Raw genomic sequence first — 24543 nt, 5'->3', positions numbered from 1 at the left:
GCCATGCCGTCGGTATGGCTGCGCGTTTTGATAGGAGAAAAGAATGGCTAAAGAAGAACTCATCGAACTGGACGGCATCGTTGACGAAGTGCTGCCCGATAGCCGCTACCGTGTGAAGCTGGACAACGGCATCGAAGTCGGCGCCTACGCCTCCGGCCGCATCCGCAAGCACCGCATCCGCATCCTGGCCGGCGACCGCGTCACCCTGGAAATGTCGCCGTATGACCTGACCAAGGGCCGCATCAACTTCCGCCACAAGGACGAGCGCGGTCCCGCGCCGCAGCGTCCCCAGCAATTCCGCCGCTAAGCCAGGGCGACAGGGCCGGCCCTGCGCCGGCTCCCTTTTTCGCGCCAGCCTTAAACCTGGGCCGCGCGATGCCGTAATGCGTGGAGCGCCCGTTCATGAAAGAATGGCGCCCTCTGCCCGGCGCGACGCCCGGCAGGATGAGCATGAAGCAAGATGGACCTGACACAAGATCTGCAAGCCGCCGCTGACCAGCTTGCCCTGGCGCGAAGAAAATTCGTCAAGGGCGAGGAAGGCCTGCGCCTGCTGCATCAGTCGCGCGAGGCCTTCATCAACAGCCTGCGCAATACCGGCCTGACCTACGCCGAGGCCAAGACCAAGTACGACAACTGCCTGGACGAGCAGGAAGCCGAGCAGCTCGAAGTGCGGCAGCAGATGGACTATGCCGAGCGCGTGCATCAGCACGTGCTGCAACTGATCGCGCAGCAGGCCGCAACGGCCTGAGGGCGCGGGTCCGCGCCCCCATCCCGGGACAGGATCAGGGCTTGAACGCCCCGATGAAGATGGCCGGATCGACGCGCGCGTCGTTCAGGCTGACGTTCCAGTGCAGGTGCGGGCCAGTGGCGCGGCCGGTGGCGCCCACCTTGCCCACCAATCCGCCGCGCGGCACTTCGTCGCCGACCTTCACGTCGATCGCCGACATGTGGCAGAACATGCTGACGAAGCCCTGGCCATGGTCCAGGAACACCGTCTTGCCATTGAAGAAGTAATCCCCCACCAGCACGACCACGCCAGCGGCCGGCGCCTTGATCGGCGTGCCCGAGGGCACTGCGAAATCCAGGCCCGAATGCGGATTGCGCTCTTCGCCATTGAAGAAGCGGCGCAGGCCGAAGGGACTGGACAGGCGGCCGCCGTTCACCGGGCGATCCAGCAGCAGGTTGCTGGGCGTGATGCCAGCGCGGTAGGCGCGGTTGGCGGCGGCCTGCTCGGCCTGCTCGCGTTCGATGCGCTTCATGTCGTCCGGATCCGGATTGACCTGGCGCGGATTCTTCAGCGTGATGTGCTGGGCCTTGTATTCCTTGGCGCCGACCTTGAAGGACACTGAACGCTTGCCTTGCGCGTCCTTGATATCCACCTGCTGCTCGCCCGGCTTCACGCTGAGCGGGATGCCGACCACGGCGATCCACTGCTTGCCCTCTTCACGCACGACCAGCACGCGCCGGCCCAGGAAGCTGACCTCGGGCGCGCGTTCGGCATTGCCCAGGCCCAGGACGGCGACGCCGCCAGGCACGGGAACGTTTAGCTTGCGGCTGATGAAACCGCTCTGCTGCTGCGCGCGGGCCGGCAGGCCCAGGCAAAGGGCGGCCGCGGCCAGGCCCAGCCGCAGGACGTCGCGACGATGCTGCATGGCGTTCACAGGCACAGGTTGGCGGGCTCGATGATGCTTTGGTCGCGGCGGGCGATGCGCGTGGACAGGCGCGCTTCGGTCTTGCCCTTCCAGTGCGTGGTCGTCAGCACGGCTTCGACACCCAGGCTGTCCTCCTGGATCAATTCAAAGCCGTTGCGCACCGCCTTCTGCTGGAAATTGATGCCCAGGTTCTTCCAGGATTCGGCGACGCAGGCCGTGTAGTCCTCGGGCGTACGTTGGGTGGAACCGTAGAAGACCGGATCGCGGTCGCGCACGTCTTTGACGTTGGCGCAGGCCGACAAGGCTGCCAGGACAGTAAGGGACAAAGCGGTGCGGACCTTCATGGCGATGGAACTCTCGAGCGGTTGGAGGTGGATGGGGCGGCCAATATAACGCAGCGCCAGGTCAAGCCTGCGGCGCGCGCCGGGCCGATTTGGGACGGAAGGCCGCGATGACTTCCGGCCGGGTTTCGGCGTATGGGCCGCCGATAAGATCGATGCAATAGGGAATGGCGGCGAAAATCCCCGGCACCAGCACGGCGCCGTCCTCGCCCTTCAGTCCTTCCAGCGTTTCGCGGATGGATTTCGGCTGGCCGGGCAGGTTCACGATAAGGGCGGCGTGCGCGGGCGTTTCCCGGATGACCGCCACCTGGCGCGACAGGATGGCCGTGGGCACGAAGCGCAGGCTGATCTGGCGCATCTGTTCGCCGAAGCCGGGCATTTCCTTGGTGCCGACGGCGAGCGTGGCCTCGGGCGTGACGTCGCGGCGCGCCGGACCGGTGCCGCCGGTGGTCAGGACCAGGTCGCAGCCGCAGCCGTCCACCAGTTCGATCAGCGTCTGGGAAATGCGTGCGGGTTCGTCGGGGATCAGGCGGTCCACCGCCTGCCAGGGCGAGGCCAGGGCGCCGCCCAGCCATTCGCGCAGCGCGGGCAGCCCCAGGTCCTGATAGGTGCCGCTGGAGGCGCGATCGGAAACGGACACCAGGCCCACGATCAGTTCGTCGGGGTGCTTGCGGGCGATACGGGTAGTGGCGGTCATGGGCTGCGCAATCTTGGTAAGAAACTGTCGGGCGGCGCGGATGCGGCCGTGGGCGAGGTCAATCATGGAAATCCAGAAGAGGCCCGCCAGAGCGATGCTATCGCATTCCTTCCCTGCGGGAATCGCGTCAGCAGGCAGCGCGCCGGCGGCGGCCCCTGTCGCAAAAAGGCGAATCGGCTTTGGCCCCGCTTTCCCGCGCTTGTTCCAGACATGTCCGCTCGATAACATCCGCTAACAAACCTATCCCAATAAAGAGGGCCCCGAGCGGCATTGGTTCCCCATGTTCAAACGCACACTACGGCAGCATGCGCTGGCGGCGGCGCTGGCCCTGGCCGCGGCGGCGGCCGCCGGATGGGGCGCCCTGCACTCCCTGGCGCTGAAGACGGAACCCGTGCCGGCGGCCGCTCCGGGCATCTACATCCCCAACCTGGGCAATACGCTGGAGGAACAGACGCGCAACCTGTCCCGCATGAGCCAGGCCTTGCGCACGGGCGACAGGCTGGTGATCCTGGGTTCGTCGGAGCTGACCAGCAACGACCTGCGCTTCGTGCCGTACCGCTACCTGGCCGACGAATTGCAGATGCCTGTGCTGGCCTATGGCCATTCGGGATTCCAGTCTCTGGGCATGCAGCTGGTGCTGGCGGCGATGGCCGAGGACCTGTCGCCGGCCTCGCGCGTGGTGGTGATGCTGTCGCCGGGCTGGTTCGACGGCGACGGCGGGCTGGGTCCGGACGAATTCAAGGAACACGCCAATCCGCTGCTGCCCCGCCTGCTGCGGCAGCCCGAGGGCCGGGCGGAGGTGGTCCGCTGGCTGCAGGCCAAGGGCGACGCGGGCGTCGCCTGGTCCATGGCGGCCGAGCAGGCCTACGTCTTCCGCCAGCGGCTGGTCAACCTGTGGGCGCCCGTCCACGCAGCGCCTGCCCCCGAGCGCGAGCGCGAGGGGCCGCCCGCGGCCGCCCGGGTGGTGGACTGGGAGGCGCTGGCTGCCGAAGCCCAGGGCGCAGAACAGGCCCTGATGGGCGGCAACCGCTACGCCGTGCGCGATGAATTCTTCAATAAATACCTGCGCAGCATTCCCGAGGGCGGCAAGACCGCCTATCTGCCCCAACCGCTGACCGGCCGGGACGAGCTGCGCGAACTGGACGCGCTGATGGCGCTGCTGCGGCAGCGCGGCGTCAATGCCCTGTTCGTCATGCAGCCGCTGCATCCGCTGGTGTTCAAGGACCTGGACCGCTTCGGGCCGGTGCAGCGGGAAGTCGCGGCGCTGTGCCAGCGCTATGCCATGCGCTGCATGGACATGTACAGCGCCCCCTTCGAGGTGGGGATGCTGCGGGACGTACAGCACCTGGGGGAACTGGGCTGGCTGCGCGTGAACCAGAAGATCGCTGAAGTGTTCTACCCATGAAGGATGGCCGGCAATGAAACGAACCCTGTGGCTGTGCCTGCTCTACCTGGGCGTCCTGGCGGTGATGGTGATCCAGGCGGATACCTCGGCGAACCTGGGCAAACCGATGGAAATCGAGTTCCAGTATTCGAAATTCTGACCCCGGGCGGGGTCAGCTGGCCGCACTTGGTAGCCGCAAGCAACCAGTGACAGGTCACAAATCTGCAATAATCGGCTCCTCTCGCCGGAACCTCCCCCGCCTCCATGTTCGACCTCTTCCACGGCCTAGACCTCTGGGTCGGCCTCAGCCTTGCGCTGGCCCTGACATTCGTCCTGGCCTTCGAATTCATCAACGGATTCCATGACACGGCGAACGCCGTGGCCACGGTCATCTACACCAAGGCCATGCCGCCGCATCTGGCAGTGGTGCTTTCCGGCATATTCAACTTCCTGGGCGTGCTGCTGGGCGGGGTGGGCGTGGCCTATGCCATCGTGCACCTGCTGCCGGTGGAGCTGCTGATCAACGTGGACACGGGCCGCGGGCTGGCCATGGTGTTCGCCATGCTGGCCGCGGCCATCGCCTGGAACCTGGGCACTTGGTACTTCGGCATTCCGGCGTCCAGCTCGCACACGCTGATCGGCTCGATCCTGGGCGTGGGCCTGGCCAACGCGCTGATCACCGACCTGCCGCTGGCGGACGGCGTCAACTGGGGCAAGGCCATCGACATCGGCCTGTCGCTGGTGGTGTCGCCGGTGGCCGGCTTCCTGGTGGCGGGCGGCCTGCTGCTGGCGCTCAAGCGCTGGCTGCCGCTGTCCAAGATGCACAAGACGCCGGAACAGCGCCGCGCCATCGACAATAAAAAGCATCCGCCCTTCTGGAACCGCCTGGTGCTGGTGCTGTCCGCCATGGGCGTGAGCTTCGTGCACGGCTCCAACGACGGACAGAAAGGGATTGGCCTGATCATGCTGGTGCTGATCGGCATCGTGCCCGCCAACTTCGTGCTGGACACCAACAGCACCACCTACCAGATCGAGCGCACCCGCGACGCCGCCAACCACCTGAACGTGTTCTACCAGCGCAATGAAGCCATGCTGGGCGAATACCTGGCGCTCAAGCGCGTGGACGCGACCACCGAACTGCCGCGCAACTTCCGCTGCGACCCCGAACTGACCATGCCGACCATCGCCGCGCTGCAGGCCGATCTGCACGGCGTGTCCAACTACGCCGACCTGTCGGCCGAGAAGCGCATCTCCGTGCGCCGCTACCTGCTCTGCCTGGACGACACGGCCAAGAAGGTCGCGCGCATCGAAGGGCTGCCGGCCCGCGAACGCGCCGACCTGCAACGCCTGCGCGCCGACCTGACAGCCACCACCGAATACGCCCCCTTCTGGGTGATCGTGGCAGTCGCCCTGGCGCTGGGCGCGGGCACCATGGTCGGCTGGCGCCGCGTGGTGCTGACGGTGGGTGAGAAGATCGGCAAGCAGGGCATGACCTATGCGCAGGGCATGTCCGCACAAGTCACCGCCATGGGCGCCATCGGCATCGCCAACGTCTTCAGCCTGCCTGTTTCCACCACCCACGTGCTGTCCTCGGGCGTGGCCGGGACCATGATCGCCAACAAGAGCGGCCTGCAAGGCAGCACCGTACGCAACATCCTGATGGCCTGGGTGCTGACCCTGCCCGCCTCGATGCTGCTGGCCGCCGGCCTGTTCTGGATCGGCGTGCAGATCGCTGGCTGATGATTCGCGGCCGTGCAGGCAATCTGCACGGCCGATGCAACACTCTGGCTATCCCGCCAGGCTTCCTGCCAGCCGTGCCCGCGTCTACCATGGCGCCATGGCTACCTCAAATCCCACCCTGCATTACATTTTCGACCCGCTCTGCGGCTGGTGCTATGGCGCCGCGCCGCTGGTGGAGGCGGCTCGAGCCGTCTCCGGGCTGGACATCGCGCTGCATGGCGGCGGCATGATGACGGGCGGCAACCGCCAGCCGGTCACCGACAGACTGCGCCGCTACGTCATGCCGCATGACGAGCGCATCGCCGGCCTGACCGGCCAGCCCTTCGGCGAAGACTATTTCAACGGCCTGTTGCGCGATGAGGGCGCGGTGTTCGATTCCGAGCCGCCCACCACTGCCATCCTGGCCGCGCAGACGCTGGCCGGTCGAGGCCTCAACCTGCTCAAGCGCATCCAGCGCGCCCACTACGTACAGGGGCTGCGCATCGCCGATCCGGCCGTACTGGCCTCCCTGGCGGCCGACATCGGCCTGGACCCGGCAGCCTTCCGCGCAGCCTATGACGCAGCCCAGGGCGCCGAAACCGCCACGCACATCGCCGCCAGCCGCAGGCTGCTGGCGCAGGTCGGCGGTAGCGGTTTTCCCACCCTGGCACTGGAGCGCGATGGCGTCTACGAGATGCTGGAGCCCAGCCGCTACCTGGGCCGTCCGCAAGAATGGCAGGCGGACCTCGGCGCGCGCATCGGCCGCGCTTGAAGGCGGGAGCCCCGCGTCAGGCTTCCTCGATGTCCCCGTCGCGCTGCAAGGCGCGGTGCATGGCCGGACGGTCGCCCAGCCGCTCCGCGTAGGCGGTGAACACAGGGGTCTCGGGCAGAACCTTCACCTGCATCATGTATTGCAGGGTGCCGCCCAGCACGATGTCCGCGGCCGAGAACTTGTCGCCCAGGAAGAACGGCCGCGCCTGCAAGACCCGGGTCAGCACCTGCTCGACCTCCTCGGCCGAACCCCAGCCCAGCGCGCCGCCCGGATGCGGCGTCTTGAAGGCGCGCTCGGCCATGGCCGGTTCGAACACGCCGGTGGAATAGGCCAGCCAGGTCAGGTAGGGCCCGCGCAGGGGGTCGCCCACCACCGGACCCAGCCCCGCTTGGGGGAACAGGTCGGTCAGGTAAAGGGCGATTGCCGGCGTCTCGAACACGGGCACGCCGTCGTGCACCAGGGCCGGCACCTTGCGATGCGGGTGGATGTCGATGTAGTCCGAGGGCATGTGGCCCGCGCTGTCGGTGCCGCGGATGGACACCATTTCGGTGTCGTAAGGCACGCCTAGTTCCTCGAGCAGCCAAAGTATCCGGAACGAGCGCGAACGCGGCGCATGATAAAGCGTAAGCATGGTCGGTCTCCGTGGAAGTCCGACCATTTTGCCCCGCGGGTCTTACGCCGCCAAGGCCAGCAACACCCCGTATCCCGCCATGCCCAGCAGCACCGCGACGCCGGCATTGCTGACCAGGCGGGCCGCCACGGCGGTCACGACCAGGCCGCCTGCGTAGGGGCCGAGGTTCGCCGCCTGGTCGCCGGCGGCCAGCAGGTCGGGCACGATCACCGCAGCCGCGATCCCAGCCAGCAGCGACGGCCCCAGGGCGGCCAGCGCCGAGCCTTCGCGCGACAGGTGGCGCAGCAGGCGGCTGCGCTCGGACAGCATGAAGGGCAAGGCGCGCGTCAGATAGGTGATGGCCGCCATGGCGATCACCGCGCCCCAGAAACCCAGTCCGTCGGTGTTCATGCGGGCCTCCTCATTCGATACGCCACGCAGCCGATGATCGCGCCGGCCAGGATGGCCAGGCTGGTATGGCCCAGCGCGGCCACGGCCCCGGCTCCGGCCACCGCCGCAACGATGGGCAGGCCCATGCCGCGCTTCGCGCTCTGGCACACCAGGGCCATGAACAGCGCCGGCAGCGCAAAGCGCATCACCTGTGACAGCATGGGGTAGTGGCGCTCCAGGCCGTCTCCCGCATAGACGCCGACGGCCGTGCCGGCGATCCAGGTCAGCCAAGCGCCCAGCCCCAGCGCGATCATCCAGCGCTGGCGGCCCGCGGGCTCCACGGTCTGCAAGCGGTTGAAAGCCGTGGCGAAGACTTCATCGGTGAGCAGGAAGGCGACCTTCAGGCGCTCATTCAGTCCCGCCGGCAGGAACCGCGACAACAGCGGGCCGTACAGCAGATGGCGAGCGTTGAGCAGCGAGCACAGCGCCACCACCCACAGCCACGGGGTGCCGGCCTTGATGGAAGCGAGCAGCAGGAACTGGCTGGCGCCGGCATAGACCAGCACGGAAATCAGCACCACCTGCAGCGGAGACAGGCCCGCGGCCACGCCCGCGATGCCGAAGGTCACAGCCACCGGGAAGTAGCCGATCATGACGGGCAGGCAGGATTTCAGGCCGTCGATGCGGGCGCTGCCCGCCAGAGCGGGCGCATGGGCTGGAGGGGTCTGCAAGGTGTTCCGCTGGTCTCTTCAACAACCAGCTAGTTTACCCACCCGCGCACAGCCTACTTGTCCTCCAGGCCCAGCGCGCGCAGTTGCGCCTTCAGGCGACGGACTTCCTGGCTCAGGTCCAGGATCAGCGCCGCAGCGTCCAGGCCGGCGCCGTAATCCCGCACCAGGCGGCGGGCGTCCAGCGCGCGTTGCAGGTCGGCGCTGTAGAAGCGCCATTCAGCGGGCCTGGGACCGCTGGCATTGACGATGCCGACCTCGACCAGCCTGACGACCCATTCGACTTCCTCGCCGCAGGCGCGGGCCAGGTCGTCGGCGGAAAGCGGCCGGGACTTGCCCACGACCGTGGCGGTGGTGACGACTATTTTTTTCATGGTCATACCCCCAGGTGGCGCCGCGGATTGAAGGGCAGGTCCTGCTGCAGCTTGCGGTAGGCCTCCTTGGCCGCTTCGCTATCGGCGGGCGGCAACACCAGCTCCAGCACCAGGTAGAGGTCTCCGGGCGGATCGCCCGGAATGCCGCGGCCGCGCAGGCGCAGCTTGCGGCCGTTGGCGGACCCCGCGGGGATCGACACTTCGACCGTGCCGCCCGGCGTGGGCGCATGCACGCTGGCGCCGAGTGCCGCTTCCCACGGCGCCACCGGCAGCGTCATGTAGAGGTCGCGGCCGTCGGCGCGGTAGCGCGGATGCGGCTTGAAGCGGACTTCCAGATAGAGATCGCCGTTCTCGCCGCCGCCGTAGCCGGGCATGCCCTGCCCGGCCAGCCGGATGTACTGGCCTTCGCGCACGCCGGCGGGGATGCGCACGCTGAGCGTGCGGGTCTGCATGTGGGGGCGGCCCTGCTCGTCCATCTGCATGGAACGCAGGCTGATGTCGCGCGTGGCGCCCTTGAGCGCGTCTTCGAGGTCCACCTCGATCGCGGCGTGGTGGTCCTCGCCGCGCGCGCGGAATTCCTGTTGCTGCTGCGCCCCGCCGCGCCGGTTGCGGCCGCCGAACAGCGAAGAGAAGAACTCGCTGAACTGGGCCTCGTCGCCGGGCGCGGCGCCGCGGTGGAACTCGAAGCCTTCGTCCCAGCCGGGCGGCGGCTGGAAGCTGCCCTCGGGCGAGACGCCTGCGGCCAGATTGTCGTAGGCCTGGCGCTTTTCCTTGTCGCGCAGCACGTCATAGGCTTCGTTGACGTCGCGCATGCGCGTTTCGGCGTCGCTTTCCTTGCTGACGTCGGGATGGTATTTGCGGGCGAGCTTGCGGTAGGCGCGCCGGATGTCGTCTTCGGAGGCGTCCCGCTCCACGCCCAGCATGCTGTAGTAGTCCTTGAACTCCATGTGCAGCCCTTGGCAAAGCGTTGCGGCCGCTTCCGGTTGCGCCGGGTCCGGCCTGGGATATCAAGAAGATAGGGGTTATGGGGCGATTTTTCAATGCGCCTTGTCAGGCGTCGGGCATCGCGCATAATGTCCGGTTGGCGCCCGGATGCGCCAGCCCCGACCACGACAGGCCCACAGGAACAGATCGTGCTGGAAATCATCGACGCAGACTTCAACAATCCCGAACACGGCCGCCAGGTGCTGGCCATGCTGAACGAGTACGCCAGCGGCCCCATGGGGGGCAACGCTCCCCTGCCCGCCTACGCACAGCAGAACCTGATCGCCGAACTGGCCCGCCGCCCGACGGCGCGGGCGCTGCTGGCCCGCATCGACGGCGAAGCCGCCGGCGTCGCGGTCTATCTCGAAGGCTTCTCCACCTTCGCCTGTCGCCCGCTGCTCAATCTGCACGACCTGGGCGTCGCGGAAAAATTCCAGGGCCGCGGCGTGGGCAAGGCCCTGCTGTCGGCGCTGGAAGAGCGGGCGCGTGACCTGGGCTGCTGCAAGATCACCCTGGAAGTGCTGGAAGGCAACGCGGTCGCCCAGGGGCTGTACCGCAAGCTCGGTTTCGAAGGCTATGCCCTGGACGAAACCACCGGCCGCGCGATGTTCTGGCACAAGAAACTGCCCGCGCTGGCGTAGTCTCCATTCTTTGGCGGACGCCATTGCGTCCGCGTCACAACGCAGGAATCACCATGAAGATGAGCAACATCCCCTTCGGCACCACCGACTGGTCCGAGGTCGAGCGCACCGAACACGCTGGCGAGACCGGCATGGCCTATTGGCGCACCCGGCAGTTCGGCGACCTGCGCGTGCGCATGGTCGAGTACACGGCCGGCTACCTGGCCGACCACTGGTGCAGCAAGGGCCACATCCTGTTCTGTCTGGAAGGCGAACTGCACACCGAGCTGGAAGACGGCCGGCAATTCGTGCTGACGCCGGGCATGAGCTACCAGGTCGCCGACCAGGCCGAACCGCACCGCTCATCCACCGCGACCGGCGCCAAGCTCTTCATCGTCGACTGAAGCCCCCCGGCGCGACAGCCCGGCCGCAGATGCGTTACGCTTTGACGTATCCGCGGCCCGCCGCCGCGGCACATGCCGTTACCCGTCAAACCGGAGACTAGATTTTGGGCGCCCCGCTTACGCTATTCGTCGATTCCCTGTTCCTCAGCCCCTACGCCATGTCGGCCTATGTGGCGCTGACTGAAAAACAGCTGCCGTTCGAGGTGCGCCCCATCGATCTGGAAGCGGGCGAGCAGCGCATGCAGCCCTACCAAAGCCGCGCGCTGACCTCGCGGGTGCCGGCATTGACCCACGCGGATTTCAGCCTGACCGAATCCAGCGCCATCACCGAATACCTGGAAGACGCCTTCCCCGCCCCCGAGCACCCGGCGCTGTATCCGCGCGACCTGCGCCAGCGCGCCCGCGCCCGCCAACTGCAGGCCTGGCTGCGCAGCGACCTGGGAGCGCTGCGTCAGGAACGCCCCACGGAAACCGTGTTCTACGGCGCCGCCGGCCTGCCGTTGTCGGACGCCGCCCATGCCGCCGCGGCCAAGCTCATCCACGTGGGCGCCCATCTGCTGGGCGCGGACCGGACCTCGCTGTTCGATGAATGGTGCATCGCCGATACCGACCTCGCGGTCATGATCAAGCGCTTGTTCCAGGACGACCTGCCCGACGCCCTGCGCGCCTACGCCGACGCCCAGTGGCAGCGCCCCTCCGTCCAGAAATGGCTGGAGCACAACGCCGCCGCGCGCGCCTGAACCGCCCGGGAGCCGCGATGCAACTGCTGGATCACGTCTCCATCACCGTTTCCCGCCTGGACGCCGCCCGCCCCTTCTATGACGCCGTCATGCAGGCCTTGGGCGCGGCCAAGGTCTATGACCGCCCCGACGCGCTAGGCTACGGCGAGCGCTGCCGGGCAGGCAGCAGCCAGCACAGCTATCTCTCCGTGTTCGCCGATGACGCAGCCGTCCCCGCGGCGCGCCGGCACTGGTGCTTCAAGGCGCCCAGCCGCGCCGCCGTCGACGCTTTCCATGCCGCCGGCATGGCCCACGGCGGACGCGACGACGGCACCCCGGGCTTGCGCGAGCACTACCACCCGCAGTATTACGCGGCCTTCCTGCTGGACCCTTCCGGCAACCGCATCGAAGCGGTGTGCCACGACCCTGACTGAACCGCTGCCCGGCTGACCAGTCCTAAAGGGGACGGATATATCGGCCACTGCTTGACCTGCATCAAGACGCTTGATGTTGCACCGCAACATCAGTTGCGGTGTAATGGGGAGGTCAACTCGGCCGGTTCCACTCTGAATCGGCGCGGCGGCCCGCCGCCGCAAGCAACCTACAGGAGATCGCCATGGCCGGATCTGGCAACGATCGCGTACCCGCCCCGCCCTTCAACCCCTGGACTGCCGCCTACGAATACGCGGTGGACGCCTGGCAGCGCGGCGTGCTGTACGCCGATGTGATGCGCCAGCGTGGCAACCAGTACCACGAGCACATGGCCAAGCGCGCGCCCAACGTGCTTAGCATGGAGTCCGAACTGGTCATGGACGGCCGCTGTCTGCCGCGCCCCGTCAATTACGGCCTGCTGCGCATCAAGCCGCCGGAAGGCGTGGAAACCGACCCCATCAAACGGCCCTTCCTGGTGGTCGATCCGCGCGCCGGGCACGGCCCCGGCATCGGCGGCTTCAAGCCTGAAAGCGAGATCGGCGTGGCGCTGCGCGCCGGCCACCCCTGCTACTTCGCCACCTTCCTGCCGCAGCCCATGCCGACCCAGACCGTCGAGGACGTGATGATGGCCGAGGCGCGCTTCCTGGAAGAGATCATCGCGCTGCACCCCAACGCCGAAGGCAAGCCGGTGGTGGTCGCCAATTGCCAGGCCGGCTGGCAGATCATGATGACCGCCGCGGTCCGTCCCGAACTGTTCGGCCCCATCATCGTGGCGGGCGCGCCGCTGTCCTACTGGGCGGGCTGGCGCGGCATGAATCCCATGCGCTATGCCGGCGGCCTGCTGGGCGGCAGCTGGCTCACCGCCCTGACCAGCGACCTGGGCGACGGCAAGTTCGATGGCGCCTGGCTGGTGCAGAACTTCGAGAACCTGAATCCGGCCAACACCCTGTGGTCCAAGCAGTACAACCTGTACTCCAACGTCGACACCGAGGCCAAGCGCTACCTCAGCTTCGAAAAATGGTGGGGCGGCCACGTCTTCCTGAACGGCCCGGAAATCCAGTACATCGTCGACAACCTGTTCGTCGGCAACCGCCTGGCCACCGCCGGCCTGGTGACCTCGGACGGCATCCGCATCGACCTGCGCAACATCCGCTCGCCCATCGTGGTGTTCTGCTCCAAGGGCGACAACATCACGCCCCCGCCGCAGGCGCTGGGCTGGATCCCCGATCTGTACCAGGACGAATCCGAAGTGCTGGCGCACGGCCAGACCATCGTCTATGCGGTGCACGAAAGCATCGGCCATCTGGGCATCTTCGTGTCCGGCAGCGTGGCGCGCAAGGAGCACCAGGAATTCACGTCCAACATCGACATGATCGACGTGCTGCCGCCGGGCATCTACCAGGCGGAGATCGCAGACAAGACGCCCGACACGCCGAACGCCGACCTGGCCTATGGCAACTACGTGCTGTCATTCGAGCAGCGCACGCTGGATGACGTGCGCGCCATCGTCGAGCGCAACGAAGAGGACGACCGCCGCTTCGCCGCCGTCGCCCGCATTTCCGACATCAACCTGGGCATGTACCGCAGCTTCGTGCAACCCTGGCTGCGCGCCCTGGTGACGCCGCAATCGGCGGAATGGTCGCAGCGCCTGCATCCGCTGCGCCTGCCCTATGAACTGATCTCCGACCGCAATCCGGCCATCGCGCCGATTGCCCAAGTCGCCGAACAGGTGCGCGAACACCGCCAGCCGGTGTCGGCCGACAACCCCTTCCTGATGGCCCAGGAAATGTTCTCGAACCTGATCGAGACCAGCCTGAACATCTGGCAGGAACTGCGCGATTCCGCCGACGAACGCACCTTCATGGGCGTTTACGGTTCGCCGCTGGTGCAGGACCTGGCCGGCCTGGGCGCGCGCTCCGGCCCGCCGCGCAAGCATCCGGGCGTGTCGCCCGAGCACCGCCGCTTCATGGAAGAGCGCGCCGCCGAGTTGCGTTCGCTGATGCTGGAAGGCGGCCTGCGCGTTGCCGCGATCCGCATGCTGCTGTATGTGTCGGGCGCCGAAGGCGGCCTGGACGAACGCAGCTACGCGCTGATCCGCAAGATGCGCGCCGAATCGGACACCGCGCTGTCGTTGCAGGAATTCAAGGACATCATCCGCGACCAGGCTTTGATGATGACCCTGGACGCCGCCGGCGCCATCCAGGCCATACCGCACCTGCTGGACAACGCGCCCGCCGCCGCAATCCGCGAAACGCTGGACACCATGAAGCATGTGCTGGAAGCCGCCGAGCCCCTGAGCGAGGCCGCCCGCATCAGCCTGGACGAAATGGAACGCATCTTCGAGTACGCCGAACGCCGTGCGCAGAAGCGTGAGGAGGCTCAACAGCCGGCGCCCAGGAAAACGGCGACCGTTGCGCGCAAATCGGTGCGCGCTGCGGCGGCCAGGCCCGAAGCGGCCTCGGCCGCGGCCGAGCCTGCCGTCCCGGTGCGCGCCAAGAAGCGTAGCGCCTCCGCCAAACCCGCCGCGCGTCCCGCGCGCAAATCCGCCAAGGCGAAATCCGCATGACGCTGCCTCCCACCTCCCACTACGACAGGCTCATCGCGCGCGCGCAGACGCTGGCGCCGGCGCATTGCGCCATCGCCCACCCCTGCGACGAACCCTCGCTGTCGGCCGCGCTCGAAGCCCGCGACCTGGGCCTGCTCAAGCCCATCCTGGTGGGCCCCGAGCAGAAGATCCGCGCCGTCGCTGCCGAGCACAAGTTCGACCTGGGCGATGCGCGCATCGTCGACGCGCCGCACAGCCACGCGGCAGCCGAATGCGCGGTCGCCCTGGTGCGCAGCGGCGAAGCCGAACTGCTGATGAAGGGCAGCCTGCACACGGACGAACTCATGCACGAAGTGGTGGCGCGCAACACCGGGCTGCGCAGCAGCCGGCGCATCAGCCACGTCTTCATCATGGAAGTGCCGACCTACGCCGAACCGCTCTTCATCACCGATGCGGCGATCAACATCTTTCCCGACCTGGAAACCAAGGCCGACATCATCCGCAACGTGATCGACCTGCACCACGGCCTGGGCCTCGGCGAGCCGCGCGTGGCGATCCTGTCGGCGGTCGAACAGGTCAACCCCAGCATCCCCAGCACCATCGAAGCCGCGGCGCTGTGCAAGATGGCCGACCGCGGCCAGATCGAGGGCGGCCTGCTGGACGGCCCGCTGGCGCTGGACAACGCCATCAGCCCCGACGCCGCGCGCATCAAGGGCATACGCTCGCCGGTGGCCGGCGTGGCCCAGGTGCTGGTGGTGCCCGACCTGGAAGCCGGCAACATGCTGGCCAAGAACCTGACCTTCCTGGCCAATGCCGAGGCAGCCGGCATCGTGCTGGGCGCGCGCGTGCCCATCATCCTGACCAGCCGCGCCGACAGCCCACGCTCGCGCCTCGCGTCCTGCGCGGTAGCCGCCATCTACGCCCACCACCTGGCCCAGCAACAGGCCCGCCCGCTCGCTTGAAGCGCCCCTCGGAATCCGGAATCACAGCGCCATGACCGACACCATCCTCGTCATCAACGCCGGCAGTTCCAGCATCAAGTTCTACCTGTACGACATCGACGGGGCGCAGGAGCTGGCCCCGCGCCTGGGCGGCCAGCTCGAAGGCATAGGCACCTCGCACCCGAAGCTGAAGGTGCGCGACGCCGCCGGCCAGACCCTGGTCGAACGCGAAATCGCGCCCAGCCACGCGCCCGACGTGCCCAACGGCCAGGAAGTCGTCGGCACCTGGCTCAGCGGCCACCTGGGCGGCGCCCCGCTGGCGGTAGGCCACCGCGTGGTGCACGGCGGCCCCGAGCTGTCCGAGCCGGTGCTGATCGACGACGCCATCCTGGCCAAGCTCGACACCTTCACGCCGCTGGCGCCGCTGCACCAGCCGAACAACCTGGCGCCCATCCGCGTGATCCGCGAGCGCCGGCCCTGGATTCCGCAGGTCGCCTGCTTCGACACCGCGTTCCACCGCAGCCACTCCGACGTGGCCGACCGCTACGCGCTGCCGGAACGGCTGTACCAGGAAGGCGTGCGCCGCTACGGCTTCCATGGCCTGTCCTACGAGTACATCGCGCAGCGCCTGAAGAAAGCGCTGCCGGACATCGCCGACGGCAAGATCATTGCGGCCCATCTGGGCTCGGGCGTTTCCGCCTGCGCCATGCATCACGGCAAGAGCGTGGACAGCACCATGGGCTTCACCGCGCTGGAAGGCCTGCCCATGGGCACCCGCCCCGGCCGCCTGGATCCGGGCGTGGTGCTGTGGATGATGGAACGCGGCATGACCCATGACGAGATCGAGCACCTGCTCTATCACGACTGCGGCATGAAGGGCCTGTCCGGCATCAGCAACGACATGCGCGAACTGCTGGCCAGCGACGCGCCCTCGGCCAAGCTGGCGCTGCAGTACTTCGCCTGGCGCGTGGCCGAGGGCATGATAGGCCTGGCCTGCGCCATGAACGGCGTGGACGGCATCGTCTTCACCGCCGGCGTGGGCGAGAATTCCGCCGAGATCCGCCAGGCCATCAGCGAGCACTGGGGCTGGCTGGGCATCAAGCTGGACCCCGAACGCAACGCCCGCCATGGCCCCCGCATCTCGGCCGACGACAGCCGCATCGGCGTCTACGTGGTGCGCACCAACGAAGAACTGATCATCGCCCAGCACACGCTGGAACTGGTGAGGCAGCGATGAGCGCGCTGCTGCCGCTGGCGGGCAAGCGCGGCCTGGTGACGGGCATCGCGAATGCGGATTCGATCGCCTGGGGCTGCGCCAAGGCCTTCCACGCCCTGGGCGCGGAGCTGGCCGTGACCTACCTGAACGACAAGGCCCTGCGCCATGTGGAGCCACTGGCCCGCCAGGTGGAGGCGCCGCTGCTCTTGCCGCTGGACCTGATGCGCGAAGGCCAGCTCGAAGCCGTGTTCGACAGCGTCGCCGCCGAATGGGGCCAGCTGGATTTCGTGCTGCATTCCATCGCCTTCGCCCCGCGCGACGACCTGCATGGCCGCGTGACCGACTGCTCGCGCGAGGGCTTTTTGCAGGCCATGGACGTGTCCTGCTGGTCCTTCATCCGCATGGCCAAGCTGGCCGAGCCGCTGATGCGCAACGGCGGCGCGTTGTTCTGCATGAGCTACTACGGGTCGCAGATGGTGGTCGAGCACTACAACATGATGGGGCCGGTAAAGGCCGCGCTGGAGTCCGCCACCCGCTACCTGGCGGCGGAACTGGGCCCGCAGGGCATACGCGTGCACGCGATATCACCAGGGCCGCTGAAGACGCGCGCCGCCTCGGGCATCGCCGAATTCGATACGCTGCTGGACCGCGCCCAGTCCAAGGCTCCCGCGCGCAGCCTGGTGTCCATCGACGACGTGGGCGAAGCCACCGCCTGGCTCGCCACCGACGCCGCCCGCCGCATGACGGGGCAGACGATATACATCGACGGCGGCTACCACATCATCGATTAAGCCAAGGCGCCCAGCCGGGGCGCCTTAGCCCAGCGCCGCGGGCGGCGCCTGGCGCCAGCGTTCGATCGCTTCCACGGCCTGCTCGGGGCTGCCGAAGATCTTGTCGCGGCCGATCTTCTTGACCAGGCCGGAGCGCTCCAGCGCGGTGCGGAACTGGCCGTGTCCGCCCGCCACCAGCAGCGCGATGCCGCGCTCGTCCAGCACATGCTTCAGTTCATACAGCGCCTCGACCGCGTCGGCGTCTGCCTGGGTCATGGCTTCGGCGTCCAGCACGAACCAGCGCACGTCGCCTGCCTGCTCGATGACCTCGCGCGCACGCCGGCGGAAGGCGTCGGCGTTGAAGAACCACACCGAAGACTCGAACAGCCAGATCACCGTGCCCGGTACCGGCTGGGCCTCGGGATTCAGGTGCAGCTTGCCCAACACCGTTTCGCCGGGCAAACGGCCCAACAAGGCGTCGCGCGGATTGCCCGACACGTACATCGCATACAGCAGCGTGGCGCCCACCGACACGGCCACGCCTTGCAACACGCCAAAGCCCACCACGCCCACCGCGGCCAGGATGCCGAACGCCAGCTCGATGCGCGAGATGCGCGCCAGGCGCATGAAGGCGTGCCCATCGAACAAGCTGATGGCGGCCAGCAGCAGGATGGCCGACAGCACGGCCTGCGGCAGCCAGAACAGCGGCCCGCTCAAAAGGCTCACCACCACCGCCAGCGCCAGCGCCGCGGTGACGCTGACCAGCGGCGAAGAACCGCCAGCCACCAGTCCCACCGCCGTGCGCGAGTCCGCGCCCGTCACCACGAAGCCCTGGAACAGGCCCGCCGCCATATTGGCCGCGCCAAAGCCCACCAGCTCGCGGTTGGGATCCACGTGTTCGCCCGTGCGTGCGGCGAAGCTGCGCGCCGTCACGATGCCGCTGGAGAAGCTCACCACCAGCACACCCGCCGCGCCCAGCAGGATGCCGTCCACGCCCTCCAGGCGCACCGGCAGGCTCAGGGCCGGCAAGCCGGCAGGCACTTCGCCCACGACGGCGATGCCCAGGCCGGGGAAGTTGAACAGCCAGGACAGCACGCAGGCCAGCACCACCAGCAGGATGGGGCCGGGCCAGTTCGGCCGCCAGCGCTTGACCGCCACCAGCAAGGCGCAGGACGTCAGGCCCAGGATCAGGGTGGGAATCTGGATTTCCGGCAGGCGCCGCGACAGCTCCAGGAACGGATGCACCAGTCCGCTGTTACGCAGGCCCACGCCAGTCAGGCCGCTCAACTGCGACAACGCCAGCGTGATCGCCACGCCCGCCATGTAACCGATCAGCACTGGCCGCGACAGCAGGTTGGCCAGCACGCCCAGCCGCAGGGCGCGCGCGATCAGGCAGCCCACCCCCACCGTCAGGGCGATGCCGGTGGCGGCCACCAGCCGGTCTTCCGGCGTGGTCAGCGCCATGCCGGTCAGGGTGGCGGCAATCAGGGTGCAGGTGGCAGTATCGGGCCCGACGATCAAGGTGCGCGACGAGCCGAACAAGGCATAGCCCAGCATCCCGGCGATAGCCGCCCACAGGCCCGCCACCGGCGGCACGCCCATCATGGCGGCATAGGCCAGGCCCACCGGGAGCGCCACCGCCGCCACGCTCAGGCCGGCGGTGATGTCACGCCGCGCCGATTCCCGGGTGATGCCGCGGAAATTGTTGAGGCCGGGAATGAAGCGTAGGTTCATGGTGCTGCGGAGAAATCGGGGATGAAGCGAGCCCGGGGCGCGCCGGTTTGCGCCAAGGCTACACCAAGCCAGCCAAACCTGGGCAGCCTGGATCAAGGCGCCGGCATAAAAAAAGCCGCCCCATCGGGGCGGCTTCGGCCTTGCATGGCAAGACGTATTACTTGGCGTAGCGGGCTTCCAGCACGGCCACGGCAGGCAGGGTCTTGCCTTCCAGGAATTCCAGGAAAGCGCCGCCGCCGGTCGAGATATAGCCCACCTGCTCGCCGATGCCGTACTTGGCAATGGCGGCCAGGGTGTCGCCGCCGCCGGCGATCGAGAAGCCTTCCGATTCGGCGATCGCCCGCGCCACCACTTCGGTGCCGTTGGCGAACTGGTCGAATTCGAACACGCCGACCGGGCCGTTCCACACGATCGTGCCGGCCTGCTTCAGGATCTCGGCCAGTTGCGCCGCGGTCTTGGGACCGATGTCCAGGATCATGTCGTCGTCGGCCACGTCTTCGGCCGCCTTGACGGTGGCTTCGGCGTCGGCGCCGAAGGACTTGGCGCACACCACGTCCACCGGAATCGGCACGGCCGCGCCGCGCTGCTTCATGATGTCGATCACGGCGCGCGCCTGGTCGACCTGATCGGGTTCAGCCAGCGACTTGCCGATGGACAGGCCGGCAGCCAGCATGAAGGTGTTGGCGATGCCGCCGCCCACGACCAGCTGGTCGACCTTGTCGGCCAGCGATTGCAGGATCGACAGCTTGGTCGACACCTTGGAGCCGCCCACGATGGCGACCAGCGGACGCTTGGGCTCGTGCAGCGCGCGGCCCAGGGCTTCCAGTTCGGCGGCCAGCAGCGGGCCGGCGCAGGCCACGGGTGCGAAACGCGCGATGCCGTGGGTGGTGGCTTCGGCGCGGTGGGCGGTGCCGAACGCATCGTTGACGTAGACGTCGCACAGCGCGGCCATCTTCTTGGCCAGCGTTTCGTCGTCTTTCTTTTCGCCGACGTTGACGCGGCAGTTTTCCAGCAGCACGACCTGGCCGTGATCGACCTGGACGCCGTCGACCCAGTCGCGCACCAGCTGCACAGGCATGCCCAGCAGTTCGGACAGGCGCTGGCCGACCTTGGCCAGCGAATCGGCTTCGGTCAGCACGCCTTCCTTGGGACGGCCCAGGTGGGAGGTGACCATGACGGCGGCGCCGGCGTCCAGCGCCATGCGGATGCCGGGCACCGAGGCGCGGATGCGGGTGTCTTCGCTGATGCGGCCGGCGTCGTCGAACGGCACGTTGAGGTCGGCGCGGATGAACACGCGCTTGCCGGACAGGGCGCCGGACTTGGCCAGCGCGGACAGAGTGTTGACCTTGGACATATTTGGATTCCTACGATGGGCGTACAAAGGGGACGAACCCATTTTCCGCATACGCGGAAAACAAATCCGTCCCCTCTATCTAGCCGTGTTGCTTACTTGGCCGACATCAGCGCGACGGTGGTGTCGAGCATGCGGTTCGAGAAGCCCCACTCGTTGTCGTACCAGGACGAGACCTTGACCAGACGGCCCGAAACCTTGGTCAGCGACGCGTCAACGGTGCTGGAGGCCGGGTTGTGGTTGTAGTCGACCGAAACCAGGGGCTCGGTGTTGTAGTCCAGGATGCCCTTGAGCTCGCCTTCCGAGGCGGCCTTCAGGATGCCGTTCACTTCTTCGGCGGTCGTGTCGCGGCTGGCCACGAACGACAGGTCGACCAGCGACACGTTGATGGTCGGGACGCGGATGGCGTAGCCGTCCAGCTTGCCGTTCAGTTCCGGCAGCACCAGGCCCACGGCGGCGGCAGCGCCGGTCTTCGTGGGGATCATGCTCATGGTGGCCGAACGCGCGCGGCGCAGGTCTTCGTGGTAGACGTCGGTCAGGACCTGGTCGTTGGTGTAGGCGTGGACGGTGGTCATCAGGCCGTTTTCCAGGCCCAGCTTGTCGTTCAGCGGCTTGACCAGGGGGGCCAGGCAGTTGGTGGTGCACGAAGCGTTGGAGATGACGGTGTCGGTGGCCTTCAGCACGCCGTGGTTCACGCCGTACACGATGGTGGCGTCAACGTCCTTGCCGCCGGGGGCCGAGATGATGACTTTCTTGGCGCCGCCCTTGATGTGCGCGCCGGCCTTTTCCTTGGTCGTGAAGAAGCCCGTGCACTCCAGCACCACGTCGACCTTCAGCTCGCCCCAGGGCAGCTCGGCCGGGTTGCGGTTGGCCAGCACGCGGATCTTGTCGCCGTTGACGACCATGAAGTCGCCGTCGACTTCGACGGTGCCCGGGAACTTGCCGTGGGCGGTGTCGTAGCGCGTCAGGTGCGCGTTGGTCTTGGGATCGCCCAGGTCATTGATGGCGACGATTTCGATATCGTGCTTCTTGCCACCTTCGTAGTGGGCACGCAGGATGTTGCGGCCGATGCGACCGTAACCGTTGATGGCGACGCGAATGGTCATGACTAAGCTCCTTTTTACAAAACTTGCTTGACGGTCTCGGCCACCTTGTCGGCGGTCAGCCCGAAGAACTTGAACAGTGCGCCGGCCGGCGCGGATTCACCGTAGCGGTCGATGCCGACGACGGCGCCTTCCAGGCCCACGTACTTGTGCCAGAAGGCGGTAACCCCGGCTTCGACGGCCACCCGCGGCAGGCCCTTGGGCAGCACGGATTGCTTCCAGGCGGCGTCCTGGCGGTCGAACACGTCGGTGCTGGGCATGGAGACCACGCGCACGGCGATGCCGTCCTTGGCCAGCTGCGCCTGCGCGTCCAGCGCGATGGCGACTTCCGAGCCGGTGGCGATGATGACGGCGCGGGCGCCTTCGGCATCGCGCAGCACATAGCCGCCGCGGGCGATGGCCTCGACGGTGGCGGCGTCGCGCTGCACGAACGGCAGGTTCTGGCGCGACAGCAACAGGGCCGTCGGGCCGCCGTCGTGCACGTCCATGCCGATGCTGGTCGGGCGCGTCACGGCCGCGTTCCAGGCCACGGCGGTTTCAGCCGTATCGCAAGGACGCCACAGCGACAGGTTGGGGATCAGTCGCAGGCTGGCTGCGTGCTCGATCGACTGGTGGGTCGGGCCGTCTTCGCCCAGGCCGATGGAGTCGTGGGTGAACACGTGGACCACGCGCTGCTTCATCAGCGCAGCCATGCGGATGGCGTTGCGCGAGTAGTCGGAGAACGTCAGGAACGTGCCGCCGAACGGCAGGTAGCCGCCGTGCAGGGCCACGCCGTTCATGATGGCGGCCATGCCGAATTCGCGCACGCCGTAGTTGATATGGCGGCCGAACTGGATGCCCTTGTCGCCGGCGCGGACGGCGGCAACGCCCTTCCAGTCGGTGAAGTTGGAACCGGTCAGGTCGGCCGAGCCGCCCAGCATTTCCGGCAGCAGCGGCGCCAGCGCGGTGATGGCGAACTGCGACGCCTTGCGGGTGGCGACGGTTTCGGCCTTTTCCAGCGTGGCGTCCAGGAACGCCTTGAACTGTTCGGCGTAGCCGGCGGGCATTTCGCCCTTCATGCGGCGCTTGAATTCAGCGGCTTCGGCGGGGAATTCGGCGGCGTAGGCGTCGAACGCCGACTGCCATTCAGCCTGGGCGGCGGCGCCCTGCTTGCGGCCATCCCAGCCGTCATAAATGTCTTGCGGAATCTGGAACGGTTCCGACGACCAGCCCAGCGCGGCGCGGGTGGCGGCGATCTCGTCCTTGCCCAGCGGCGCGCCGTGCACGTTGTGCGTGCCGGCCATGTTGGGCGAACCCTTGCCGATGACGGTGCGGCAGACGATCAGCGTGGGTTTTTCCGATTGCGAACGCGCGGCCTTGATGGCGGCGTCCACGGCGGCGACGTCATGGCCGTCGATGCCGCGGATCACGTTCCAGCCGTAGCCTTCGAAGCGCTTGGCGGTGTCGTCGGCAAACCAGTGTTCCACGTGGCCGTCGATGGAAATGCCGTTGTCGTCATACAGCACGACCAGCTTGCCCAGCTTCAGCGTGCCAGCCAGCGAGCAGACTTCGTGCGAGATGCCTTCCATCAGGCAGCCGTCGCCGGTGAAGGCGTAGGTGTGGTGGTCGACGATGGTGTGGCCGGGCTTGTTGAATTCAGCAGCCAGCAGCGCTTCGGCCAGCGCCATGCCCACGGCATTGCCCAGGCCCTGGCCCAGCGGACCGGTGGTCGTTTCCACGCCCGGGGTGATGCCCACTTCGGGGTGGCCTGGCGTCTTGGAATGCAGCTGGCGGAAATTCTTCAGTTCTTCGATCGGCAGGTCGTAGCCGGTCAGGTGCAGCAAGGCGTAGATCAGCATCGAGCCGTGGCCGTTGGACAGCACGAAGCGGTCGCGGTTGGCCCAGGCGGGATCCTTGGGATTGTGACGCAGGTTGCCGGCCCACAGGGCTTGGGCGATTTCCGCCATGCCCATGGGAGCACCCGGGTGCCCGGAGTTCGCTTGTTGCACGGCGTCCATCGCGAGGGCGCGGATGGCATCCGCCAAGGCAAGTTTAGGGGCGGTCGGATTGCTCATTCGGAAGGCTCTTTGAAGCTGGCGGGCCTACGGTCAAAATAGGGGCCAGTTGAGTAGGTTGCGAAGCATGGGATTTTAGCATCCAGGGGTTTCCCCGACGCCATCGGCCATAAGGCGGCCCGTGCTAGGCTAGCTTTCTGAGGACAAGTGCCCCCACGCCGCGCCCGCTGCGCGGGCTAGCTGCCCCCCAAGGGGGCGTTTTTGCCTTGGGACGGCCCGGCGGCAAAAGTATCCTTCTCCACATCAAATCAGTTCTCGCACATTTATGTCAGCCCCCCGCTTCTTCTGCGATATCCCCCTGAGTACCGGCGCCCGCGTGGCGCTTCCCGAAGCCCTGGCGCACCATGCGCTGCGCGTGCTGCGCCTGCGCGCCGGCGAGGCCGTGGCGCTGTTCAACGGCCAGGGCGGCGAGTATCCCGCCACGCTCGAAGTGGAAGGCAAGGCTGGTTTTGCCCAATTGGGCGAATTCCAGCCGCGCGAGGCCGAACTGGGCGGACGCGTCACCCTGGTGCAAGGCCTGCCTTCGGGGGACAAGATGGACTGGGTGGTGGAAAAGGCCGTGGAGCTGGGCGCCGCGCGCGTCAGCCCCATCGCCGCCCAACGCAGCGTGCTGCAACTGTCGGGCGCCCGGCTGGACAAGCGCGTGGCGCATTGGCAGCGCATCGCGCAGTCCGCCAGCGAACAATGCGGCCGCAACCGGCTGATGGCGGTGGACGCGCCGCTCACCCTGGCCGAATGGCTGCAGCAGCCCGCGGACGGCCTGCGCCTGCTGTGCCACCCGGAAGCGCAGGACGATCTGGCCGGCGCGCTGCGGGCCGCGCCCGGCGTGCAGGCGCTGACCCTGCTGGTGGGACCGGAAGGCGGATGGTCGGACAAGGAGTTGGCGCAAGCCCAAGAGGCCGGCGTGCAGGCCGTGCGCTTCGGCCCCCGGGTGCTGCGCACCGAAACCGCGGGGCTGGCGCTGCTGTCAGCGGCCAGCGCGCTATTGGCCTGGTAGAACGGC

Annotated in this window: 27 protein-coding genes; 15 read left to right on the top strand and 12 right to left on the bottom strand. The window is 67.6% G+C overall.

The window, feature by feature from the left end; translation table 11 throughout:
- The first annotated feature begins 43 nt into the window (after nucleotides 1-43).
- Nucleotides 44-307 carry a translation initiation factor IF-1 gene (gene infA / locus HV766_RS23070; protein ID WP_013395703.1) on the top strand — a complete coding sequence of 88 codons (264 nt, stop codon included), beginning with the start codon at nucleotides 44-46 and terminating at the stop codon, nucleotides 305-307.
- A 153-nt stretch (nucleotides 308-460) separates the two neighbouring features.
- On the top strand, nucleotides 461-748 hold the full coding sequence (locus HV766_RS23065; protein WP_054451514.1) for a hypothetical protein: 288 nt from the start codon (nucleotides 461-463) through the stop codon (nucleotides 746-748).
- A 34-nt stretch (nucleotides 749-782) separates the two neighbouring features.
- Here HV766_RS23065 and HV766_RS23060 read toward each other — a convergent pair whose 3' ends face one another.
- The 3 genes from HV766_RS23060 to mog form a co-directional block, all read right to left on the bottom strand.
- Nucleotides 783-1652 carry a peptidoglycan DD-metalloendopeptidase family protein gene (locus HV766_RS23060; RefSeq protein ID WP_054452221.1) on the bottom strand — a complete coding sequence of 290 codons (870 nt, stop codon included), beginning with the start codon at nucleotides 1650-1652 and terminating at the stop codon, nucleotides 783-785.
- A gap of 5 nt (nucleotides 1653-1657) precedes the next feature.
- A complete protein-coding gene (locus HV766_RS23055; RefSeq protein WP_054451515.1) occupies nucleotides 1658-1996 on the bottom strand; it encodes a hypothetical protein in 339 nt (112 codons plus the stop codon).
- A gap of 61 nt (nucleotides 1997-2057) precedes the next feature.
- Nucleotides 2058-2690: a molybdopterin adenylyltransferase gene (gene mog, locus HV766_RS23050; RefSeq protein WP_054452223.1), complete on the bottom strand. Its 633-nt coding sequence runs from the start codon at nucleotides 2688-2690 to the stop codon at nucleotides 2058-2060.
- A gap of 280 nt (nucleotides 2691-2970) precedes the next feature.
- Between mog and HV766_RS23045 the strand changes: the two genes are divergently transcribed.
- The 4 genes from HV766_RS23045 (at nucleotide 2971) to HV766_RS23035 (ending at nucleotide 6565) form a co-directional block, all read left to right on the top strand.
- Nucleotides 2971-4095: a D-alanyl-lipoteichoic acid biosynthesis protein DltD gene (locus HV766_RS23045; protein ID WP_175181913.1), complete on the top strand. Its 1125-nt coding sequence runs from the start codon at nucleotides 2971-2973 to the stop codon at nucleotides 4093-4095.
- Nucleotides 4096-4108: 13 nt separating this feature from the next.
- Nucleotides 4109-4234, top strand: a complete 126-nt coding sequence (locus tag HV766_RS30310; protein ID WP_008162923.1) for a hypothetical protein — start codon at nucleotides 4109-4111, stop codon at nucleotides 4232-4234.
- A gap of 104 nt (nucleotides 4235-4338) precedes the next feature.
- Entirely contained in the window at nucleotides 4339-5814 is a 1476-nt protein-coding gene (locus HV766_RS23040) for an inorganic phosphate transporter (protein ID WP_054451517.1), read from the top strand.
- A 97-nt stretch (nucleotides 5815-5911) separates the two neighbouring features.
- A complete protein-coding gene (locus tag HV766_RS23035) occupies nucleotides 5912-6565 on the top strand; it encodes a DsbA family protein (protein ID WP_175181912.1) in 654 nt (217 codons plus the stop codon).
- Between the two features lie 16 nt (nucleotides 6566-6581).
- Here HV766_RS23035 and HV766_RS23030 read toward each other — a convergent pair whose 3' ends face one another.
- The 5 genes from HV766_RS23030 to HV766_RS23010 are packed head-to-tail and all read right to left on the bottom strand — an operon-like array spanning nucleotide 6582 to nucleotide 9614.
- Entirely contained in the window at nucleotides 6582-7196 is a 615-nt protein-coding gene (locus HV766_RS23030) for a glutathione S-transferase family protein (RefSeq protein WP_054451518.1), read from the bottom strand.
- Between the two features lie 42 nt (nucleotides 7197-7238).
- Nucleotides 7239-7586: an AzlD domain-containing protein gene (locus tag HV766_RS23025; protein WP_054451519.1), complete on the bottom strand. Its 348-nt coding sequence runs from the start codon at nucleotides 7584-7586 to the stop codon at nucleotides 7239-7241.
- Complete coding sequence (locus HV766_RS23020) at nucleotides 7583-8296, bottom strand: AzlC family ABC transporter permease (RefSeq protein WP_119451054.1); 714 nt, start codon at nucleotides 8294-8296, stop codon at nucleotides 7583-7585. Before HV766_RS23020 ends, HV766_RS23025 begins: the two co-directional genes overlap by 4 nt.
- Before the next feature lie 53 nt (nucleotides 8297-8349).
- Nucleotides 8350-8667, bottom strand: a complete 318-nt coding sequence (locus tag HV766_RS23015) for a chaperone modulator CbpM (RefSeq protein WP_054452227.1) — start codon at nucleotides 8665-8667, stop codon at nucleotides 8350-8352.
- A gap of 2 nt (nucleotides 8668-8669) precedes the next feature.
- Nucleotides 8670-9614 (bottom strand): DnaJ C-terminal domain-containing protein, encoded by a 945-nt coding sequence (locus HV766_RS23010; RefSeq protein WP_175181911.1) that lies wholly within the window; start codon nucleotides 9612-9614, stop codon nucleotides 8670-8672.
- A 186-nt stretch (nucleotides 9615-9800) separates the two neighbouring features.
- On the opposite strand from HV766_RS23010, the gene HV766_RS23005 reads away from it, so the two are divergent.
- The 8 genes from HV766_RS23005 (at nucleotide 9801) to fabI (ending at nucleotide 17319) form a co-directional block, all read left to right on the top strand.
- Nucleotides 9801-10292: a GNAT family N-acetyltransferase gene (locus HV766_RS23005; RefSeq protein ID WP_119451052.1), complete on the top strand. Its 492-nt coding sequence runs from the start codon at nucleotides 9801-9803 to the stop codon at nucleotides 10290-10292.
- A 53-nt stretch (nucleotides 10293-10345) separates the two neighbouring features.
- A complete protein-coding gene (locus HV766_RS23000; protein WP_054451523.1) occupies nucleotides 10346-10675 on the top strand; it encodes a DHCW motif cupin fold protein in 330 nt (109 codons plus the stop codon).
- A 104-nt stretch (nucleotides 10676-10779) separates the two neighbouring features.
- The gene (gene yfcF / locus HV766_RS22995; RefSeq protein ID WP_054451524.1) at nucleotides 10780-11415 is read left to right on the top strand and encodes a glutathione transferase; all 636 of its coding nucleotides are present in this window, start codon (nucleotides 10780-10782) and stop codon (nucleotides 11413-11415) included.
- A gap of 17 nt (nucleotides 11416-11432) precedes the next feature.
- On the top strand, nucleotides 11433-11828 hold the full coding sequence (locus tag HV766_RS22990; protein WP_175162109.1) for a VOC family protein: 396 nt from the start codon (nucleotides 11433-11435) through the stop codon (nucleotides 11826-11828).
- A 182-nt stretch (nucleotides 11829-12010) separates the two neighbouring features.
- Nucleotides 12011-14392, top strand: coding sequence for a DUF3141 domain-containing protein (locus tag HV766_RS22985; RefSeq protein ID WP_175162111.1), 2382 nt, complete (start codon nucleotides 12011-12013; stop codon nucleotides 14390-14392).
- On the top strand, nucleotides 14389-15333 hold the full coding sequence (locus HV766_RS22980) for a phosphate acetyltransferase (RefSeq protein WP_054451527.1): 945 nt from the start codon (nucleotides 14389-14391) through the stop codon (nucleotides 15331-15333). Before HV766_RS22985 ends, HV766_RS22980 begins: the two co-directional genes overlap by 4 nt.
- 31 nt (nucleotides 15334-15364) lie before the next feature.
- Nucleotides 15365-16549: an acetate/propionate family kinase gene (locus HV766_RS22975; protein ID WP_054451528.1), complete on the top strand. Its 1185-nt coding sequence runs from the start codon at nucleotides 15365-15367 to the stop codon at nucleotides 16547-16549.
- Complete coding sequence (gene fabI / locus HV766_RS22970; protein WP_175162113.1) at nucleotides 16546-17319, top strand: enoyl-ACP reductase FabI; 774 nt, start codon at nucleotides 16546-16548, stop codon at nucleotides 17317-17319. Before HV766_RS22975 ends, fabI begins: the two co-directional genes overlap by 4 nt.
- A 24-nt stretch (nucleotides 17320-17343) precedes the next feature.
- Here fabI and HV766_RS22965 read toward each other — a convergent pair whose 3' ends face one another.
- The 4 genes from HV766_RS22965 to tkt all read right to left on the bottom strand — a co-directional run bounded on the left by HV766_RS22965 (nucleotide 17344) and on the right by tkt (nucleotide 23540).
- Nucleotides 17344-19032: a SulP family inorganic anion transporter gene (locus tag HV766_RS22965; protein WP_175181910.1), complete on the bottom strand. Its 1689-nt coding sequence runs from the start codon at nucleotides 19030-19032 to the stop codon at nucleotides 17344-17346.
- 157 nt (nucleotides 19033-19189) lie between these two features.
- Nucleotides 19190-20386, bottom strand: coding sequence for a phosphoglycerate kinase (locus tag HV766_RS22960; protein WP_175181909.1), 1197 nt, complete (start codon nucleotides 20384-20386; stop codon nucleotides 19190-19192).
- Nucleotides 20387-20478: 92 nt separating this feature from the next.
- Entirely contained in the window at nucleotides 20479-21489 is a 1011-nt protein-coding gene (gap, locus tag HV766_RS22955) for a type I glyceraldehyde-3-phosphate dehydrogenase (protein WP_013395726.1), read from the bottom strand.
- A gap of 14 nt (nucleotides 21490-21503) precedes the next feature.
- Nucleotides 21504-23540 (bottom strand): transketolase, encoded by a 2037-nt coding sequence (gene tkt / locus HV766_RS22950; protein ID WP_054451532.1) that lies wholly within the window; start codon nucleotides 23538-23540, stop codon nucleotides 21504-21506.
- Nucleotides 23541-23805: 265 nt separating this feature from the next.
- Here tkt and HV766_RS22945 point away from each other — a divergent pair, with 265 nt between their 5' ends.
- Entirely contained in the window at nucleotides 23806-24537 is a 732-nt protein-coding gene (locus tag HV766_RS22945; protein ID WP_175181908.1) for a 16S rRNA (uracil(1498)-N(3))-methyltransferase, read from the top strand.
- Nucleotides 24538-24543 lie beyond the last annotated feature (6 nt).

This window comes from Achromobacter aegrifaciens (assembly GCF_902859735.1).
Classification (GTDB): domain Bacteria; phylum Pseudomonadota; class Gammaproteobacteria; order Burkholderiales; family Burkholderiaceae_B; genus Achromobacter; species Achromobacter aegrifaciens.
Note: the sequence above shows the minus strand (reverse complement) of the source record. Positions and strands in the feature narration are given on the sequence as shown.